Annotated in this window: 17 protein-coding genes and 1 pseudogene; 9 read left to right on the top strand and 9 right to left on the bottom strand. The window is 68.1% G+C overall.

The window, feature by feature from the left end:
• Window positions 1-5 precede the first annotated feature (5 nt).
• From ctaD to AC07PA_RS03400, 4 genes are all read right to left on the bottom strand, one after another.
• Entirely contained in the window at window positions 6-1,637 is a 1,632-nt protein-coding gene (gene ctaD / locus AC07PA_RS03415; RefSeq protein ID WP_007859052.1) for a cytochrome c oxidase subunit I, read from the bottom strand.
• A gap of 30 nt (window positions 1,638-1,667) precedes the next feature.
• Complete coding sequence (coxB, locus tag AC07PA_RS03410; RefSeq protein ID WP_494604169.1) at window positions 1,668-2,837, bottom strand: cytochrome c oxidase subunit II; 1,170 nt, start codon at window positions 2,835-2,837, stop codon at window positions 1,668-1,670.
• Between the two features lie 60 nt (window positions 2,838-2,897).
• Window positions 2,898-3,434: a DUF2244 domain-containing protein gene (locus AC07PA_RS03405; RefSeq protein WP_007859054.1), complete on the bottom strand. Its 537-nt coding sequence runs from the start codon at window positions 3,432-3,434 to the stop codon at window positions 2,898-2,900.
• 89 nt (window positions 3,435-3,523) lie between these two features.
• Window positions 3,524-4,432: a biotin synthase gene (locus AC07PA_RS03400; protein ID WP_494604167.1), complete on the bottom strand. Its 909-nt coding sequence runs from the start codon at window positions 4,430-4,432 to the stop codon at window positions 3,524-3,526.
• 39 nt (window positions 4,433-4,471) lie between these two features.
• On the opposite strand from AC07PA_RS03400, the gene AC07PA_RS03395 reads away from it, so the two are divergent.
• Window positions 4,472-5,245 (top strand): phosphoribosyltransferase family protein, encoded by a 774-nt coding sequence (locus AC07PA_RS03395; RefSeq protein WP_494604165.1) that lies wholly within the window; start codon window positions 4,472-4,474, stop codon window positions 5,243-5,245.
• Between the two features lie 52 nt (window positions 5,246-5,297).
• Window positions 5,298-5,819, top strand: a complete 522-nt coding sequence (locus AC07PA_RS03390; RefSeq protein WP_007859057.1) for a tRNA (cytidine(34)-2'-O)-methyltransferase — start codon at window positions 5,298-5,300, stop codon at window positions 5,817-5,819.
• Here the strand turns inward: AC07PA_RS03390 and AC07PA_RS03385 are convergent.
• The 4 genes from AC07PA_RS03385 to AC07PA_RS03370 all read right to left on the bottom strand — a co-directional run bounded on the left by AC07PA_RS03385 (window position 5,807) and on the right by AC07PA_RS03370 (window position 8,871).
• Window positions 5,807-6,748, bottom strand: a complete 942-nt coding sequence (locus AC07PA_RS03385) for a LysR family transcriptional regulator (RefSeq protein WP_007859059.1) — start codon at window positions 6,746-6,748, stop codon at window positions 5,807-5,809. The genes AC07PA_RS03390 and AC07PA_RS03385 overlap by 13 nt on opposite strands.
• A gap of 47 nt (window positions 6,749-6,795) precedes the next feature.
• A complete protein-coding gene (locus tag AC07PA_RS03380; protein WP_145695664.1) occupies window positions 6,796-7,260 on the bottom strand; it encodes a MaoC family dehydratase in 465 nt (154 codons plus the stop codon).
• A gap of 75 nt (window positions 7,261-7,335) precedes the next feature.
• The gene (locus tag AC07PA_RS03375) at window positions 7,336-7,953 is read right to left on the bottom strand and encodes a nucleotide-binding protein (protein ID WP_007859064.1); all 618 of its coding nucleotides are present in this window, start codon (window positions 7,951-7,953) and stop codon (window positions 7,336-7,338) included.
• 279 nt (window positions 7,954-8,232) lie between these two features.
• The gene (locus tag AC07PA_RS03370) at window positions 8,233-8,871 is read right to left on the bottom strand and encodes a LysE family transporter (RefSeq protein ID WP_145695666.1); all 639 of its coding nucleotides are present in this window, start codon (window positions 8,869-8,871) and stop codon (window positions 8,233-8,235) included.
• A 192-nt stretch (window positions 8,872-9,063) separates the two neighbouring features.
• Here AC07PA_RS03370 and kefC point away from each other — a divergent pair, with 192 nt between their 5' ends.
• Window positions 9,064-10,947, top strand: a complete 1,884-nt coding sequence (gene kefC / locus AC07PA_RS03365; protein ID WP_494604161.1) for a glutathione-regulated potassium-efflux system protein KefC — start codon at window positions 9,064-9,066, stop codon at window positions 10,945-10,947.
• Between the two features lie 7 nt (window positions 10,948-10,954).
• Here kefC and AC07PA_RS03360 read toward each other — a convergent pair whose 3' ends face one another.
• Window positions 10,955-11,200: a hypothetical protein gene (locus AC07PA_RS03360; RefSeq protein WP_494604159.1), complete on the bottom strand. Its 246-nt coding sequence runs from the start codon at window positions 11,198-11,200 to the stop codon at window positions 10,955-10,957.
• Between the two features lie 214 nt (window positions 11,201-11,414).
• Between AC07PA_RS03360 and AC07PA_RS03355 the strand changes: the two genes are divergently transcribed.
• The 6 genes and pseudogenes from AC07PA_RS03355 (at window position 11,415) to AC07PA_RS03330 (ending at window position 17,414) form a co-directional block, all read left to right on the top strand.
• A complete protein-coding gene (locus AC07PA_RS03355) occupies window positions 11,415-13,577 on the top strand; it encodes a TonB-dependent siderophore receptor (RefSeq protein ID WP_494604157.1) in 2,163 nt (720 codons plus the stop codon).
• A 28-nt stretch (window positions 13,578-13,605) separates the two neighbouring features.
• A pseudogene (locus AC07PA_RS03350) lies at window positions 13,606-14,736 on the top strand (PepSY-associated TM helix domain-containing protein).
• Window positions 14,733-15,605: a hypothetical protein gene (locus tag AC07PA_RS03345; protein WP_494604155.1), complete on the top strand. Its 873-nt coding sequence runs from the start codon at window positions 14,733-14,735 to the stop codon at window positions 15,603-15,605. Before AC07PA_RS03350 ends, AC07PA_RS03345 begins: the two are co-directional and overlap by 4 nt.
• Window positions 15,602-15,958: a hypothetical protein gene (locus AC07PA_RS03340; protein ID WP_494604153.1), complete on the top strand. Its 357-nt coding sequence runs from the start codon at window positions 15,602-15,604 to the stop codon at window positions 15,956-15,958. The genes AC07PA_RS03345 and AC07PA_RS03340 overlap by 4 nt, the downstream gene beginning before the upstream one ends.
• Window positions 15,959-15,994: 36 nt before the next feature.
• Window positions 15,995-16,636 carry a trimeric intracellular cation channel family protein gene (locus tag AC07PA_RS03335; protein ID WP_494604151.1) on the top strand — a complete coding sequence of 214 codons (642 nt, stop codon included), beginning with the start codon at window positions 15,995-15,997 and terminating at the stop codon, window positions 16,634-16,636.
• A 157-nt stretch (window positions 16,637-16,793) separates the two neighbouring features.
• The gene (locus tag AC07PA_RS03330; protein ID WP_494604149.1) at window positions 16,794-17,414 is read left to right on the top strand and encodes a Pr6Pr family membrane protein; all 621 of its coding nucleotides are present in this window, start codon (window positions 16,794-16,796) and stop codon (window positions 17,412-17,414) included.
• Window positions 17,415-17,487: the final 73 nt, after the last annotated feature.

Genomic DNA, 17,487 nt, shown 5'->3' with positions numbered 1-17,487 from the left:
AGTCTTCAGCCGATCACGCGGGTCGCGGTAGCGTCCAGCTTGGGCGGGGTCTCGAAGGTGTGGAACGGTGCGGGCGATGGCACTTCCCATTCCAGGCCCTCGGCGCCGTCCCATGGCTTGGCGGGAGCAGCCGCACCCTTGCCCATCATGGCGGGCAGCACCACGGCCAGGAAGAAGTACACCTGCATCAGGCCGAAACCGAAGGCACCTACCGAGGCGATGGCGTTGAAGTCGGCGAACTGCATGGGGTAGTCGGCGTAGCGGCGGGGCATGCCGGCCAGGCCCAGGAAGTGCATCGGGAAGAAGGTGATGTTGAAGGTGATCAACGAGCCCCAGAAGTGGATCTGGCCGCGCGTCTCGGAGTACATGTGGCCCGTCCACTTGGGCAGCCAGTAGTACACGCCGGCGAACATCGAGAACAGCGAGCCGGCCACCAGCACGTAGTGGAAGTGGGCCACCACGTAGTAGGTGTCCTGCAGCTGGATGTCGATCGGCGCCATGGCCAGGATCAGGCCGGTGAAGCCACCCATGGTGAACACGAAGATGAAGCCCACGGCGAACAGCATGGGGGTCTCGAACGTCATGGAGCCGCGCCACATGGTGGCGATCCAGTTGAAGATCTTCACGGCCGTGGGCACCGAGATCAGCATGGTGGCGTACATGAAGAACAGCTGGCCGGTCACGGGCATGCCGGTCGTGAACATGTGGTGGGCCCACACGATGAACGACAGAATGGCGATGGACGAGGTGGCATACACCATGGAGGCGTAGCCGAACAGCTTCTTGCGCGCGAAGGCGGGCACGATCTGGCTCACGATGCCGAAGGCCGGCAAGATCATGATGTAGACCTCGGGGTGGCCGAAGAACCAGAAGATGTGCTGGTACATCACCGGGTCACCGCCGCCGGCGGGGTTGAAGAAGCTGGTGCCGAAATGGCGGTCCGTCAGCGTCATGGTGATGGCGCCGGCCAGCACGGGCATCACGGCGATCAGCAGGTAGGCGGTGATGAGCCAGGTCCAGGCGAACATGGGCATCTTCATCAGCGTCATGCCGGGGGCGCGCATGTTCAGGATGGTCACGATGATGTTGATCGAGCCCATGATGGACGAAGCACCCAGGATGTGCATGGCGAAGATGCCGGCATCCATCGAGGGGCCCATCTGCAGCGTCAGCGGTGCGTACAGCGTCCAGCCGGCAGCCGGTGCGCCGCCGGGCATGAAGAACGAGCCCACCAGCATCGCTGCGGCCGGGATCATCAGCCAGAAGCTGAAGTTGTTCATGCGCGCGAAGGCCATGTCGGATGCACCGATCTGCAGCGGGATCATCCAGTTCGCAAAGCCCACGAAGGCCGGCATGATGGCGCCGAACACCATGATCAGGCCGTGCATGGTGGTCAGCTGGTTGAACAGCTCGGGGTTGACCAACTGCAGGCCGGGCTGGAACAGCTCGGCGCGGATCAAGAGGGCCAGCACGCCGCCGACCATGAGCATGGTGAAGGCGAACAGCAGGTACAGGGTACCGATGTCCTTGTGGTTGGTGGCATACACCCAGCGGCGCCAGCCGGTGGGGCCATGGTGGCCATGGTCGTCGTGTGCGTGGTCGCCACCGTGCCCGTGGTTGTCGAGAACTGCGCTCATTGTGAATTCCTCAATACGTTGGGGCGGTGATTACTTGCCACGCTGGGCGACGATTTCGGCGGGCTGCACCAGCTGGCCGGTCTTGTTGGACCAGGTGTTCTTGGTGTAGCTGACCACGGCGGCGATGTCCGTGTCGCTCAGCTGGCCCCAGGCGGGCATGGCACCGTTGGCCGCGCCCTTGAGCACGATCTGGATCTGCTTGGCATGGTCGGCATCGAGCACCACAGCAGAGCCGTCCAGCGGTTTGATCGGGCCTGCGCCCTTGCCGTTGGCCTGGTGGCAGGCGGCGCAGTTGGCGGCATAAACCTTCTCGCCGCGCTTGAGGATGTCCTCCAGCGTCCAGACCTTGGTCGGGTCGTCGAGCTTGGCGGCGGCCTTCTTGCGCTGGTCGGCCACCCAAACGGTGTAGTCCTGGGCGGACACGACCTTCACGTGGATGGGCATGTAGGCGTGTTCCTTGCCGCACAGCTCGGCGCACTGGCCGTAGAAGTCGCCGATCTTCTCGGCGCGGAACCAGGTGTCGCGCACGAAGCCGGGGATCGCGTCCTGCTTGATGCCGAAGGCGGGCACCATGAAGGCATGGATCACGTCGTTGGCGGTGGTGATGATGCGGATCTTCTTGTTGACCGGCACCACCATCGGGTTGTCCACCTTGAGCAGGTAGTCGGCGGGCGCGTCGGCGACCTTGCCGCTGTCGGACATCACGCGGTGGCTGCTGTCCAGCGTGGAGATGAAGGCCAGGCCCTCGCCCTCGCCGGTGATGTAGTCGTAGCCCCACTTCCACTGGTAGCCCGTGGTCTTGATGGTGAGGTCGGCATTGGTCGTGTCCTTCTGCGCCACCAGCACCTTGGTGGCGGGCAGGGCCATGAGGATCACGATGATGAAGGGGATGATGGTCCAGACCACTTCGACGGTCACGGACTCATGGAAATTGGCGGCCTTGGCGCCCTTGGACTTGCGATGCTTCCAGATGGAATAGAACATCACGGCGAAGACGGCTACGAAGATCACCGTGCAGATGACGAGCATCATCCAATGCAGGAAATGCTGCTCCTCGGCAATCTTGGTGACCGGAGGATGCAGATTGAGCTGGTTGACTGCGGGACCGCCAGGCAGGTCTTGAACGGCATGGGCCACGCCGCCTACCCATGTACCGGCAATCAGCAGCAGAGAAGCCAGCTTATTGGAAATGCTCTTCATAGTTCTCACTTACTTCTAAGCCTCAAATTAACCAATCCCTGCTGGCGCGCCTGCGTGGGGTCAGGCTGCGCGCAAGGCCATGCGGATCTCCGATGCCAGGGCCGGTCGAAGCTCGGGGCGCACATAGCGCCCCACCTCCACCGATCGGCCCTGTGCAGACAAGGTGATCAGCGACCGGTCGCCGGTCTTGGGTTCTACGCGAACCCAGCTCCGGTCGAATTCGGCGCGCTCGAGCTTGCCTGCTGTCTCCAACTCCACCACCAGGCGCGAGCCCTGCAGTGAAATCCTCTCGCCATCGGCCGCATGACGTCCGTACATGGCGAATGCCAAACCTACAACTGCCATCTCCAGCCATGCGAAGGGCATGACCAGACGGGCTCCGAGCATCCAGAAGAACGTTGCAATGCCCAGTGAAACCGAACACAGCGACAGGTACATCCAGCCCATCTGCGCGGGGGTGACCGAGCAGTTGCGGGCCAGGCGCCAATCGATGCGCTGACCCGAGACAGTGGCAAAACGAAAAACCAAGCCTGTCACCGGAGGTGCCCACAAGACTGCCGGCTGCAGACCACACCAGGAAAGCCACTGGCGCAGCATGCGCAGCCCGCCACGTTGCGCGGGAAGATGCCCGAAATCCCAATAACCCTGAATTGTAGCGTGCCTTGTTCCATGTCATTGACACGCAGCTACCCGGTACTTCTACCTGTACCGGTGGCCAGCATGGCGCGCATGTCCTGCAGCGAGACCGCGCTGCTGGCGCTCATTTTCAGGCGCGGCGCGGGCTTGAAGGCATGGCCGTAGATGATCTCGAAAGTCAGTGCCAGCTGCCCATCCTGCGCCGGGTCGGCCAGGTGCTGCACCAGGGCGGCGTGCAGGCGCTCGCGCCAGCCGCGCCCGCGCAATGCGCCGAAGCGGCCGGGGTGCAGGTTGCAGCCCAGTTCGCGCAGCTCCTGCAGCAGGCGCTCTGGCGTCGCGAAGGTGAGCGTGATGCGCTCCATGTCCATCACCGGCTCGGCAAAGCCGGCGTGCACCAGCATGTCGCCCCAGTCGTGCATGTCGGTGAAGGCATGGCCGGCCGGCGGCCAGCCCATGGCGGCGTACACGCCGTGCAGCTCGCGCGCGGTGTCGGGCCCCAGGCACGAGAACATCAGGTAGCCATCCGTCGCCAGCGCGCGATGCCACTGGCCGATCAGGGCCTGCGGATCGGCCGCCATGTGCAGCGCCATGTTGGCCCAGAGCATCTGCACGCTGGCGTCGGCCGGCAGGCCGAAGGCCGGTGCCGGCCCGGTCCAGCGCGCCGGACTCCACCAGGGCCGGGCCAGCGCCTGCTCGGCCACGGGCACGCAGTGCGCCGCGGTCTCGGCCACCTGGCAGGCCGCCTTGGGATAGCGGGTGCTCACCAGCGCATGGCCCTGCAGGCCGCCGCGCACGGGGTCCCAGTGGCACCAGGACGCGGGGGCCTGGCGTATCCACTGCAGGCGGTCTTCCATGCGGCGCGCCACCTCTTCATGGAGCCAGGGGGCGGCGGTGGGCGCGGTGGCATGCCAGCGGGCCGCGGCAAGGGGGTCGATCGTGGGGGGGCGCTCTGTGGGCATGTCGTAGGAACCGGCGGGGTCCAACGAGTATATTGACTCATGCAGTTCAAGGCGTTCACGGGGCTATCCAGGCGATGGGGGCTGGGCCGCGGGCTCGGCGCGCTGGCGGGCGCCCTGCCCAGCCAGTGCGCCGTGTGCCACGCCTGGCCGGCCACGCGCATCTGCCCGGCCTGCACGGCCCGCTTCGCGCAGCGGGTGCCGCGCTGCACGCACTGCGCACTGCGTGTGCCCGAGGGCGTGCAGGTGTGCGGCGCCTGCCTGCGGGCACCACCGCCGCTCGACCGCTGCCTGGCCGCAGTGGACTATGCCTACCCCTGGTCCGGGCTGCTGGCCGATTTCAAGTTCCGCGGCGACCCCGGCTGGGCCGCCGCGCTGGCGGCGCTGGTGCACAGCACCCCGGGCCTGGCGCCCGCGCTCGACGCGGCCGACCTGGTGCTGCCCATCCCTTTGTCAGCCGAGCGGCTGCGCGAGCGCGGCTTCAACCAGGCCCTGCTGCTGGCCCGGCAGCTGGCGCCGACCAAGGCGCACCCCGGCCTGCTGCTGCGCCTGCACGCGGGTGATGCCCATGCACACCAGGCCCAGCTCACGCGCGCCGAGCGCTTGCGCAACCTGCGCGGCGCCTTTGCGGTGGAGCCCGCGCAGGCCGCCGCCCTGCGCGGCCGGCAGGTGGTGCTCGTCGACGATGTGATGACCACCGGCGCCACGCTGCATGCCGCCGCCACCGCGCTGCGCGGGGCCGGCGTGGCAGCGCTGTGCGCCGTGGTGTTCGCACGCACCGAGGCGCCGGGCGACGGCGCCGCGAGCCCTCCGTAATTTGTTACAACCCTCGGCCGCAAAGCGCGTGGTTCGCAGCAAAATACCAGGCATGTTCCATATCGTCCTGGTCGAGCCCGAGATTCCGCCCAACACCGGCAATGTGATCCGGCTGGCGGCCAACACAGGCTGCACGCTGCACCTCATCGAGCCCCTGGGTTTTTCCATGGAAGACCGGCTCATGCGCCGCGCCGGCCTGGACTACCACGAGTACACGGCCGTGCTGCGCCACGCGGGCTGGACGGCCTTCTTGCGCGATGCCCAGCCCGACCCGGCGCGCATGTTCGCCATGACCACGCATGGCTCGCAGGACCTGTTCGACAACTGCTTCTTGCCCGGCGACTGGCTGGTGTTCGGCGCCGAGACGCGCGGCCTGCCGCCCGAGCTGCGCGAGACCTTCCCGCCCGCCCAGCGGCTGCGCCTGCCGATGATCGAAGGGCAGCGCAGCCTGAACCTGTCGAACGCGGTGGCGGTGTCGGTGTTCGAGGCCTGGCGGCAGAACAGCTTTGGTGCCGCGGGCGCCTCGGCACCGGCCCCGCTGGCGGCCGAGCTGGCGATGGTTCAACCAGGCTGATAGCGCTGGTCGGCGATGGCCTGGGGCCCCTGCTCGGACATGAAGTCCAGGAACACCTTGGTGCGAGCGGGCAGCATGCGGCCCGAGGGCAGCGCCGCATACACCGTGTAGCGCGACACGATCCACTCGGGCAGCACCTGCACCAGCTCACCGCTGGCCAGCTGCTCCTCGATCAAGAGGCGCGCGGTGACCGCCACGCCCGCGCCATCGATGGCCGCGCGCAGCAGCACACCGTTGCTGTCGGACTGCAGCACCGCGGGCGCATCCACCTCCTGCCAGTCGCCGTCGCCCACGGCCGGGTGCAGGCGCAGCTTGCGCCCGCCTCCCATCTCCGAGCGCGCGGGTGCCCCCGTGTCGCGCAGGTACTCGTGCTGCAGCAGGTCCATGGGCACCTGGGGCACGCCCTTGCGCGCCAGGTACTCGGGCGACGCCACGACGATGGCCTCGCCATGCATGAGCGCGCGGGCCACGATGTTGGCGTCGAAGTCCTCGCCCGCCACCATGATGGTCACGTCGAACTCGTCGATGCGGCGCAGGGCCAGCGCGTCCACGCTGATGTCCAGCATCAGCTTGGGGTAGCGCGCATGCCACAGCGCCGTGAGCGGCGCGAGAAAATTGGTGGTGAGCACCGGCGGCGCCACGATGCGGATGGTGCCGCGCAGGTCGCGCGTGCTGGCCACGGCCTCGGCCTCGGCATCGTCGATCTCGCCCAGGATGCTGCGCACGCGCTGCAGGTAGACCTCGCCCGCATCGGTGAGCGCCACCTTGCGCGTGGTGCGCTGCAGCAGGCGCGTGCCCAGGTGCTGCTCCAGCTCGGCCACCATGCGGGTGACCACGGGGGGCGACATGTCGAGCGCGCGCGCGGCAGCGGCAAAGCCGCCCTCGTCGACCACGCGGTCGAAGACTTTCATGGCTTGCAGGCGGTCCATCGTTCAGCCCTCCTGCAGGTGGTTGCAAGGCGCCAGGCGCCCTGTGCTCAGGGCGCTGCGCCGTAGTTGCGCGCGAGCGACTCGGCCACGCACACCGGCTTGTCGCTGCCCTCGCGCTCCACCGTCACCAGCCAGGTCATCTGCATGCCATCGGGTGCCAGCGGCTCGGCGGCCTGCAAAGTCAGGCGTGCGCGCACGCGGCTGCCCACAGGCACCGGCGAGGTGAAGCGCACCTTGTTCAGGCCGTAGTTCACGCCCATGCGCGCGCCCTCGATGGACAGGCCCGACTCGAAGAAGCGCGGAATCAGCGACAGCGTGAGAAAGCCATGCGCAATCGGCGCGCCGAAGGGCCCGGCCTTGGCACGCTCGGGGTCCACATGGATCCACTGGTGGTCGCCCGTGGCCTGGGCAAACAGGTTGACCTGTTCCTGCGTGATGGTGATCCAGTCGGTCACGGCGACCTCCTGGCCCACGCAGGCGCTGACTTCGGAGTAGGAGCGGAAGATTTTCATGGCCCCAATGTAGCGCCGGGCCCCGCCGTCCCATGTCGGCCGAGTGACAGGTACTAACCCTCATGCGTCCAGCACTCATTCGTCCAGCCATGTGCAAATGCCCTGCCACTGCTCCAGGTCGCGCGCCACGCGGCCCGGTGCCACGTCGAACAGCGTGAGCCCGTGCGCCGCCAGGTGGATGTAGTTCTGCGTGTCGCGCAGGTAGCCCAGCACCGGAAACCCCAGGTTGTCCACGAACTGGTGCAGCTGGTCGGCCGCGCGCGTGCGCGCATCCACGCGCATGCCCACGATGCCCACCTGCACCCCGTCGGCACGCTTGTGCTCGGTCAGCTGGTCCAGGAAGCCGCGCGTGGCGAAGATGTCGAACACGCTGGGCTGCAAGGGCACGATGATCTTGTCGGCCAGCTTGAGCACGTCGGTCAGGCGCCAGCCGTGCAGCCCGGCCGAGGTGTCGAGCACGGCATGCGTCGTGCCCTTGGGCGGCTTGCTGATCACATCGGAGCTCACGTCCCACACCCCTATGGGCCGCGCAGCCGGCGGGCGCAGGCCCAGCCACAGGCGCGCGGATTGCTGGCGGTCGGTGTCGCCCAACAGCACGGGGTGGCCCTGGCGGGCGTAGTAGCCCGCCACATTGGTCGACAGCGTGGACTTGCCCACGCCCCCCTTCGGGTTGGCAACGACGATCACTGGCATCACGAAACTCCTTGCGTTGGGTCTGGCAATGAAATCGGCTGGAAAGAAGTGCGCACCGGGGTGCGGCTCTGCGCCATGCTACCCAAACGATAGCAAGGCGCAAGGCATTTAGGTCTGCAGGGCGCCGCGAGTGAGCCCCCTGCCCGTAAAAACTGGCGCGCCCGAGGCCAGTGCCCCCGTGCAAGGGCCGCCCCGCCGCACTGGGGGCGTCCCCCTCCCGACTCGCGCAGCGAGGAGAGAGAGGGGGAAGGCGCGAAGCGACTCAGGGGGTGCTTCATCTCATGCGTGCTGGCCGCCGCGCTTGACGAAGAAGAGGCCGGCACCCACCGCCATCAGCAGCCCGCCGAACACCCGGTTCTGCGTGCGCACGGCACGCGCGCTGCGCATCAGGCGGCGCATGGCGCTGGCGCCTGCCGCGTAGCCGTGCATCACGGTCACGTCCACGGCCACCGTGGTGGCGGCCATCACCAGCAGCTGGGTCCACAGCGGGCGCGTGTCGGTCATGAACTGGGGCAGCACGGCCACCATGAAGATGATGCCCTTGGGGTTGGTGGCATTGGTCAGAAAGCCCGTGAGGCAGCGCTTTTGCCAGGTGCCGGCCGGCTCCTTCTCGTCGCCCTGCAGCGGCGAGGCATCGCCCGCGCGCCACTGGCTGAAGCCCACATAGATCAAATAGCAGGCGCCCAGCACCTTGACCACGCTGAAGGCCAGCTCCGACGCCAGCAGCAGCGAGCCCACGCCCGCCCCTGCGATCAGCAGGATGAGCAAGAGCCCCAGCTGCAGGCCGAGGATGGTGGCGCCCGTCTTGCGCACGCCGAACGACAGGCCGTGGCTCATGGACAGCACCGCGCCCGAGCCCGGAGACACCGCAATCAGGCACGAGGCCGCGAAAAAAGCCAACCAGGTCTGGAATTCCATGGAGCAAGCACCACACAAAAAAGCAAGGGCACGCATCTTATCAATGCCCAGCCGCCCAAGGCGTTTGCGGGCCTATCGCGCTACCAAAACAGGAGCATTCCGACGGGATGGGCAGATCACCCGCAAGCGATGCCAGAATGGGCGGCGAGGCTGCAGCAAATCGCCAACCACAACAAGCCGCCCGACCCTCCCATGGAACACGCACCCACCTGGCTCACCTACGGTTTTCTGTACCTCACGGCGGCCGTGCTCGCCGTGCCCATTGCCCAGGCCCTGGGCCTGGGCGCCATCATCGGCTACCTGGCGGCGGGCATCGCCATCGGGCCCTGGGGCCTGGCCCTGGTGAGCAATGTGCAGGACATCCTGCACTTCGCCGAGTTCGGCGTGGTGCTCATGCTCTTCCTCGTGGGGCTGGAGCTGCAGCCCAGCCGGCTGTGGGCGCTGCGCCGCCCCATCTTCGGCATGGGCACGGCCCAGGTGCTGGGCTGCGCGGCCGTGCTGTTCGCTCTGGCCTGCCTGGTGGGGCTGCCCTGGCGCGTGGGCCTGGTCGGCGCGCTGGGGCTGGCGCTGTCGTCCACCGCCATCGCACTGCAAAGCCTGGCCGAGCGCAACCTGATGCGCACCGCGAGCGGACAGGCGGGCTTTTCTATCCTGCTGTTCCAGGACGTGGCGGCCATCCCCATCCTGGCGCTGCTGCCGCTGCTGGGCGCCGCAGCGGGCGCTGACACCGCCAGCCACTCACCGGTCGAGGTGCTGCTCGAGGTGGGCAAGATCGTCGGCGTGATCGCCGCCATCATCCTTGGCGGCCGCCTGCTGCTGCGCCCCCTGCTGCGCTGGATCGCCAAGAGCCGCACGCCCGAGGTCTTCACCGCTGCCGCGCTGCTGCTGGTGGTGGGCATTGCCATGCTGATGGTGATGGTGGGGCTGTCGATGGCGCTCGGCGCCTTTCTGGCCGGCGTGCTGTTGGCCGACAGCGAGTACCGGCGCGAGCTGGAGGCCGATATCGAGCCCTTCAAGGGCCTGCTGCTGGGCCTGTTCTTCATTGCCGTGGGCATGAGCATCGACTTTGGCGTGCTCATGCGCTCGCCCTGGCTCATGGCTGGCATCCTGCTGGGCTTTCTGGCCTGCAAGGCGGTGGTGATCTATGCGCTGGCGCGCGCGGTGGGCATCCCCTACCAGGAGCGCCCCGTGTTCACGCTGCTGCTGGCCCAGGGCGGCGAGTTCGCCTTCGTGGTATTCCAGGCCGCCGCCGGCGCCCAGGTGTTCCCCGCCGAAACCGCCTCGCTGCTGATCGGCGCCGTGGCGCTGTCGATGCTGTTGAGCCCCTTGCTGCTGGTGGTGCTGGACCGCGTGCTGCTGCGCCGTTATGCGAACCTCAAGGCGCCCGCCGCCGAAGAAATCTCGGAGCCGCAGGACGCGCCCATCCTCATCGCCGGCTTCGGCCGCTACGGCCAGATCGTGGCGCGCGTGATGCTGATGCAGGGCATACGCACCACCGTGCTCGACCACAGCGTGGAAATGCTGGAGGTGGCGCGCACCTTCGGCTACCGCGTGCACTACGGCGACGCCACCCGGCTCGACCTGCTGCGCATCGCCGGTGCCGGCCAGGCACGCATCCTGGTCATCGCGGTGGACGACCCCGAACAGTCCGTGAAGATCGCCGTGCTGGCGCGCAAGCACTTCCCGCACCTCACCGTGGTGGCCCGCGCGCGCGACCTCACCCACTGGAACAATCTGCGCGACGAAGGCGTGACCCTGGTGCAGCGCGAGCTGTTCGAGTCGAGCATGCACAGCGCCCGCACCGTGCTCGAACTCATGGGCCTGCCACCCGACGAGGCCACCGAGATGACCCGGCGCTTCAGGGAGCACAACATCGCCCTGTCCGACCGCATGTACCCGCACCACCGCGACCGCGCCAAGATGATCGCCGTGGCGCGCGAGGGGCGAAATCAGCTGGCGGAGCAGATGGCCAGGGAGCGGCAGGAGGCTGCGGAGGCGGGAGGGAATGCTGGGTATCCGGGGTATGGGGTGGGGGAGCCCCCTGCCGATGGAGCGCCCGACACCCACAAAGGCTGAAGATCGGTTAGGCCGCCGCCTTGGGCGGAAGCCGACGCCTCGCTTCGGCGATCAGTTCCTCGATGATTTCCAATGGAACATCGCAGTCAAACGTATTCAACGTCCAGGTGTGCTCAGCCTCTGAATAGAAGATTTCGGCAACGACAGAGGCTTGCCCCCGCACAGTCCAATGCAGTTCCAGCCCCATGCCGTCTCGCTGGACATCGCTGACCATCAGCGTTGTGTAGCGTGCCTCCCTGTGTTCGCGGTCCATCGTTGTCCTTTGTACGGAGTAGCGCCGACAGTATCCGAAGGGTCGAAGCGATAGCGCCTTGCTGTTGGCCCCACCGGCCAGCAGATCGACTTTACAATTCTTCGCAAACGCGATTCATTCGCATTACAATTCATACCCTCTCGCAAGCCAAGTGTCCCGCCATCAGGATGCCCGCCAGCGCCCGCTGCTCCTGTTGTCATCTCGGACCCTTTCCATGCCCTCTTTGTCCTCCCGCGCCGCGCTGCGTTCGCGCGCGCCTGTTGCTTCCCGCACACCCGCCCGCACCGCCGGCCTGTTCGCCCTGACACCGCTGGCGCTGTGCCTGGCGCAATCCGCCTTTGCCCAAGCCGCTGACACGTCAGCCACCATAGCCCCCCAACTGCAAGAGGTGCGCATCAACGCCAGCACCGAGAAGGACATGGGCTTTGCCCCGGTCGAAGCCCAGACGGCCGGCAAGGCGCCCATGCGGCGGCTGGAGACGCCGCAGTCGGTGAGCGTGGTGACGCGCGAGCAGATGGAGTCGCGCCAGATCACCAATGTGCAGCAGGCGCTGCAGACCGTGGCGGGGGTAAGCCCCGTGAACTTTGGCCGCCGGGGTTTTGATGACCTGAACATCCGCGGCTTTCGCTCCACCGAATCGATCCTGGTCGACGGCCTGGTGCAGAGCCCCGGCATGTGGGCCAAGCTGCAGCCCTATGGCTACGAGCGCTTCGAGGTGCTCAAGGGCTCGGCCTCGGTGCTGTATGGCCAGGTGCAGCCGGGCGGCATCGTCAATGCGGTGAGCAAGCGCCCGCGCAAGGAGCCTTTGAGCGAGGTGGGGGTGGAGGTGGGCAGCTTTGGCCAGCGCACGCTGCAGGCCGATGTGAACCGGCCGCTGTCCGAGTCGGGCAAGACGGCGCTGCGCATCAATGCGCAGGTGACCGATGCCGACGACCCGACGCAGTTCGTCTACCGCAAGGACCGCTGGTTCGCGCCGTCGCTGTCCGTCGACCTGGGTGCGCAGACCGACCTGGTGCTGTTCGCCACCTACAGCCGCAGCGAGTGGATGCGCCAGCAGGGCATCACGCCCTATGGCACGCTGCTGCCCAACCGCAACGGCACGCTGTCGCGCACCCTGTTCACGGGCGAGCCGGCCTTCGGCGTGTACGACGTGGAGAGCACCACGCTGGGCTATGCGCTGGAGCACCAGGTTTCGCCCGCGATGACCTTCCGCCAGAACGTGCGCTACGAGACCGAGAAGGGCACGGGCAATTTTGTCTCCAACCAGGCGCTGCAGGCCAACCAGCGGCTGCAGAACCGCAGCGCCTCGCGCCAGTACATGGACTACGACCTGCTGGCCACCGACACCTCTCTGCTCACGCGCTTCGAGGCGCTGGGCGCCAAGCACCAGTTGGTGACGGGCCTGGATGTGCGCAGCGGCCACAGCCTGCTGGCCAGCCGCAGCTGCTCCATCGCGGCGCTGGACCTGTTCGCGCCGGCCTACGGCGTGCAGGCCAACTGCCCGGCGGCGCTGACCAGCGATGCGCCCGGCAAGCTCACCGTAGCAGGCCTGTATGCGCAGGACCAGATCAAGTTCGGCCAGGGCTGGACGGCCCTGGTGGGCCTGCGCCGCGACTGGTCCACGAACGACACCGACAACCGCCTCACGCGCGTGCAGACGCAGCAAAAGGACAGCGCCACCACGCTGTCGGCCGGCCTGGTGTACGAGTTCACGCCCGGCTGGGCAGCGTACGGCAGCTATGGCGAATCCTTCTTGCCGACCTCGGGCCTGGCCTTCAACGGCACGCCGTTCGTACCCGAGACCGGCAAGCAGTGGGAGGCGGGCGTGAAGTACGAGGCCCCGGGCGGCCAGCTCACGGGTGCGCTGGCCCTCTTCGACCTGGTGCGCGAGAACGTGACCACGGCCGACCCGGTGAACACCGGCTTCAGCGTGCAGACCGGCCAGCAGCGTGCGCGCGGGCTGGAGGTGGAGCTGGGCGCCGACCTCAAGAACGGCTGGAAGCTGACCAGCGCCTACACCTACACGCAGACCAAGGTCACGCGCGACAACAACGCGGCCATCGTGGGCCTGCCGCTCAACCTCACGCCGCGCCACACGCTCACGGCCTGGGCCACCTACAAGCTGCCGCAGTACCAACGCGTGACGCTGGGCCTGGGCGGGCGCTATGTGAGCGAGCAGATCGGCTCCTACCCGTTCACCCTGCCCTCGTACGTGGTGGCCGATGCCTCCATCAGCTACGCGGGGCCGAACTACCGCCTGACGGCCGGGGTGAAGAACCTGTTCAACAAGGCGTACTACGACGGCGCGATCAACGCCAACGTGGTCTCGCCCGCACTGCCGCGCAACTTCAGCCTGGGGCTGACGTACTTCTTCTGAAGCCGTTCACTCCCCACCGCCAGCCGACATGACCAGCCAGCGCACCCTGAACCGCCTCTTCGTCCTGCACTCGTGGGCGGGCATCGTCACGGGCCTCTTGATGTTCATCGTCTGCTTCTCGGGGGCGGTGGTGGTGTTCAAGAACGAGATCGACCTGTGGGCCAACCCCTCGCTGGCCGGGCTGCCGCGCACGCAGCCGCCCGCGCCGCTCGATGCGGTGCTGGCCCAGCTGCAGGCGCGCTACCCGGGCGCCACGGTGGAGACCATCGCCCTGCCCGACGAGGTGAACCCCAACTACTTCGCCCACGTGCGCGAGCGCGGCGCCCCCGCCAGCCAGCGCACCAAGGTGGCCCTGCGCTCGGACACGGGCGCCGTGGTGGGCCCGGTGGACAGCCAGCTCGGCCAGTACCTGCGCATGCTGCATGTGTTCTTGTTCTTCGGGCCGCGCTGGATCGTGGGCTTCCTGGGCGTGGCCATGCTGGTGCTGATAGCCACCGGCATCGTCATCCACCGCAAGATCCTGGCCGAGCTGTTCACCCAGCGCTGGGGCCGCAGCTTTCGGGTGGTGATGTCGGACCTGCACAAGTCCGCCGGCATCTGGGGGCTGGGCTTTCACATCCTGATCGCGGCCACGGGCGCCTGACTGGGGCTGGCGCCGCTGTTTGAGCAAGGCACCAAGTATGTGATGGCGAGCGCGCCTGCGGCCAGTGCCGCGCGCAAGCCGCCCGCGGCAGAACCTGCGCTCATGCAGTCGCTCGACGCCCTGTACCGCAGCGCGCAGCAGGCCGTGCCGGGGCTGGAGGCACGCTATGTATCGCTGCGCCGCTGGGGCACCAGCGCGGCCGAGGCCAGCTTCACCGGCGCCCTGGCCGGCCACCTGGCCAGCACGGCGCGGGTGGACATGAACGCGGCCACGGGCGCGCCCAAGAAGGCGCTGGACCCGCGCACGGCCGGCTTCTGGTCGCTGGTCAACGGGCTCATGGAGCCGCTGCACTTTGGTGACTTCGGCGGGCTGGCCTTGAAGTGGCTGTACTTCATTCTGGGCATGACGCCAGCGTTTCTTTCGATCTCGGGCACGCTGATCTGGCTGGACTCGCGCCAGCAGCGGCGGCGCGAGGCGCAACAACAGGCGGGCGTGCCGCCAGGGCTGCAGGCATGACCAAGCACGCCACTCCTGGCGCCACTGCCACCTCTTTCGTGGTGCGCTGTTTCCTCGCGCTGCACGCCACCGTGCCCGCTGCCGTGCTGGTGGCCGTGCTCGTGCACCTGTGGCCACCGGCCGGCCTGCCGCCGCTGGCGCAGCGGCCGGTGTGGGCCGTGTGGACGCTGATCGCCACCTGGCTCATCACCTCGCTGCTCGCGGCCTGGGCGCTGCGCCACCTGGCGCTGTGGCGCGTGTCACTGGGCGCGGCCGGCGTGCTGCTGGGGCTGGCCGGCGCGGCGGGCCTGGTGCTGGGTGCGCCGCTGCAGTGGCCCATGCTGGCCAGCCTGGTGACGCAGGGTGTTGTGCTGGCGGGGCTGGCCGCCTTCATCGGCCGGGCGCGGGTGCAGGCGAATCGCCGCCGCGACAGCAGCGGTGGCAGCCACGGAGCGCATCACAACCAACACCGCCGCACCGCGCACTGGCGGTGGCGCTGGCCCTCCATGCCTTCCACGCAGGCCCTTTCGTTCTGGCTTGCGGGCCTGCTGGCGGCCGAGTCCTTGCGCATCGCCCTTGCGGCGGGCGAGCCCGCGCGCGGGGCCGGCATGCTGGGCCTGCTCACGGCCTTCTTTCTGGTGCTGCCCGCTGCCACGCTGCAGGCCTGGTGGCCGCGTGCCGCCGCCGTGCTGGCGGCCCTGTCAGCCTCAGCGCTGGCGGGTCTGGCCTGGCGATCGGGCATGGTGGTGTGGGGCATCGCTGCGGCCCTGTGCCTGGCCATGGGCGTCGCAGTGCTGCACCGCCTGTGGCGGCAACGGCGGCAGCACACAGCATCGGTGCCCGCCACCCAACCCGCCCAGCCCACGCAGCACGCGGAGCCGGCAGCATGAACGACACCCTCGCCCTGGCCTGCGCGGCCGCCGCCTGCCTGCTGGCCCTGGTGCACTGGGCCCAGGCCACCGCCACCCGGGCCTGGGGCGACGCCCTCGCGGGCCCGCCAACGCAGCGCAAGGCCTGGGGCCTTGCGCTGGCCACGCTGGCGCTGCAGGCCACGGCCTCCACCGTGGCCGCCGGCCTGGCCGCAGGCATCGCCATCGCCCTCGCCTCGTGGATGGTGCTGGGCTGGGGCCTGGTGCTGACCATGAACCAAAGGCCTCAAGGCAGCCTGCGCTGGGCGCGGCGCATCGGTGCCCTGGGTTGGGCCGGCTGTGTGTTGGGCCTGTTGGTGCACGCACTGGCGTAGCCCCCGGACCGGGCAGCGCGCGGCACAATCGCGCCCATGGACCTGCTCGACGCCCCCTGGATTCACACGCTGCGCTTTTTCATCGAAGTGGCGGCGACGATTGCCTTCGCGCTGTCGGGCATCATCGCCGCGGCGCGCAAGCGCATGGACGTGGTCGGCGTGTGCGTGGTGGCCTTTGTCGCGGCCTTCGGGGGCGGCACGCTGCGCGACCTGCTGCTGGACCAGCGTCCCTTCTTCTGGATACGCCACACCGGCTTCATCTGGGGGCTGCTGGCACTGTGCGTGTGCGCCATGCTGTTCATGCGCCAGCGCCATTTCAAGCCCACCGAGCGCGCCATGCTGCTGCCCGACGCCATCGGCCTGGGCCTGTTCGCCGCCGTGGGCATCGACACCGCCACCGCCGTGGGCATGCCGCCCATCATTGCCGTGATGATGGGCGTGACCACCGGCGTCTTCGGCGGCGTGCTGCGAGACGTGCTGTGCAACGAAGTGCCCCAGGCCTTCAGCGACCACCGGCCTTATGCGCTGTGCGCCTTTGCCGGCGGCTGGATCGACATGGCCCTGCGCCAGATGGACATGCCCCCCTGGGCCCCGCTACTGGCCTGCGTGCTGGCCACGGCCGGGCTGCGCGGCCTGGCGCTGTGGCGCAATTGGGAGCTGCCGGCGTGGCGGGTTTGATGCAAGGGGCTGCGCGCGCACACAAGCCTCCGTCAACCCTGCACGCGCAAAGTGGGAGCAAACGGTCGCCTCGATGGGCTTAAATTAACGGGCTGAATGCATCGATTGCGCAATTTCGACCACGCGGCAGCTTCGTCGCCACCAACGTCGATCCACCATGACCCCCACACCCCTCACCGCCGTTCTCCGCCTGGCCTTCGCCCTCCTCACGCTCGCTGCCGTCGGCTGGCAACTGTGGCTGCATGTGGGGCTGGGTTACAGCGTGCTCAACTTCTTCAGCTACTTCACCAACCTGTCGAACCTGTTGGCCGCTGGCGTCTTGATCGCGGGTGCATGCCGCCAGTGGACGCACGCGCGGCCCTCGGCCGCCTTCGAATCGCTGCGCGCCGTGACCGCCACCTGCATGCTGGTGGTCGGCGTCGTGTTCGCGCTGCTGCTGCGCGGCGTGGATCTGGGCGAGCTGAGGCCTTGGGTGAACTCGGTAGTGCACCATGTGATGCCCGTCGTGGTGCTGCTCGACTGGCTGCTGTGGCCGCCGCGCCCGGCCGTGGGCGTGCGGCCGCTGCGCTGGGTAGTGGGCTTCGCGGGCTTGTACCTCGCGTATTCGATGGTGCGCGGCGCTGCCGTGGGGTGGTACCCCTACCCCTTCCTGAATCCGGCGCAGGTGGGTGGGTACGGCGGCGTGGCAGTCTATGCAGTGGGAATCGCGGTCGTCGTCGTGCTCGCAGGGTGGGCGCTGCTGGCCTGGGCCAGCCGGCGTGCGCGGGTGGCGACCTAGTGTCGTGAGTTAGAAGTTCGTTGAACTAGTGATAGCGTGTCGAGTCAATCGTGTACCGTGTGCACACGAGGAG

It is taken from the genome of Acidovorax sp. GW821-FHT09B03 (assembly GCF_059418305.1).
Note: the sequence above shows the minus strand (reverse complement) of the source record. Positions and strands in the feature narration are given on the sequence as shown.

Excerpts from the sequence above, each read along its gene's own strand:
- ctaD (WP_007859052.1), bottom strand. The coding sequence starts at position 1,637 with ATGAGCGCAGTTCTCGACAACCACGGGCACGGTGGCGACCACGCACAC.
- coxB (WP_494604169.1), bottom strand. The coding sequence starts at position 2,837 with ATGAAGAGCATTTCCAATAAGCTGGCTTCTCTGCTGCTGATTGCCGGT.
- AC07PA_RS03405 (WP_007859054.1), bottom strand. The coding sequence starts at position 3,434 with ATGCTGCGCCAGTGGCTTTCCTGGTGTGGTCTGCAGCCGGCAGTCTTG.
- AC07PA_RS03400 (WP_494604167.1), bottom strand. The coding sequence starts at position 4,432 with ATGCCCACAGAGCGCCCCCCCACGATCGACCCCCTTGCCGCGGCCCGC.
- AC07PA_RS03395 (WP_494604165.1), top strand. The coding sequence starts at position 4,472 with ATGCAGTTCAAGGCGTTCACGGGGCTATCCAGGCGATGGGGGCTGGGC.
- AC07PA_RS03390 (WP_007859057.1), top strand. The coding sequence starts at position 5,298 with ATGTTCCATATCGTCCTGGTCGAGCCCGAGATTCCGCCCAACACCGGC.
- AC07PA_RS03385 (WP_007859059.1), bottom strand. The coding sequence starts at position 6,748 with ATGGACCGCCTGCAAGCCATGAAAGTCTTCGACCGCGTGGTCGACGAG.
- AC07PA_RS03380 (WP_145695664.1), bottom strand. The coding sequence starts at position 7,260 with ATGAAAATCTTCCGCTCCTACTCCGAAGTCAGCGCCTGCGTGGGCCAG.
- AC07PA_RS03375 (WP_007859064.1), bottom strand. The coding sequence starts at position 7,953 with ATGCCAGTGATCGTCGTTGCCAACCCGAAGGGGGGCGTGGGCAAGTCC.
- AC07PA_RS03370 (WP_145695666.1), bottom strand. The coding sequence starts at position 8,871 with ATGGAATTCCAGACCTGGTTGGCTTTTTTCGCGGCCTCGTGCCTGATT.
- kefC (WP_494604161.1), top strand. The coding sequence starts at position 9,064 with ATGGAACACGCACCCACCTGGCTCACCTACGGTTTTCTGTACCTCACG.
- AC07PA_RS03360 (WP_494604159.1), bottom strand. The coding sequence starts at position 11,200 with ATGGACCGCGAACACAGGGAGGCACGCTACACAACGCTGATGGTCAGC.
- AC07PA_RS03355 (WP_494604157.1), top strand. The coding sequence starts at position 11,415 with ATGCCCTCTTTGTCCTCCCGCGCCGCGCTGCGTTCGCGCGCGCCTGTT.
- AC07PA_RS03345 (WP_494604155.1), top strand. The coding sequence starts at position 14,733 with ATGACCAAGCACGCCACTCCTGGCGCCACTGCCACCTCTTTCGTGGTG.
- AC07PA_RS03340 (WP_494604153.1), top strand. The coding sequence starts at position 15,602 with ATGAACGACACCCTCGCCCTGGCCTGCGCGGCCGCCGCCTGCCTGCTG.
- AC07PA_RS03335 (WP_494604151.1), top strand. The coding sequence starts at position 15,995 with ATGGACCTGCTCGACGCCCCCTGGATTCACACGCTGCGCTTTTTCATC.
- AC07PA_RS03330 (WP_494604149.1), top strand. The coding sequence starts at position 16,794 with ATGACCCCCACACCCCTCACCGCCGTTCTCCGCCTGGCCTTCGCCCTC.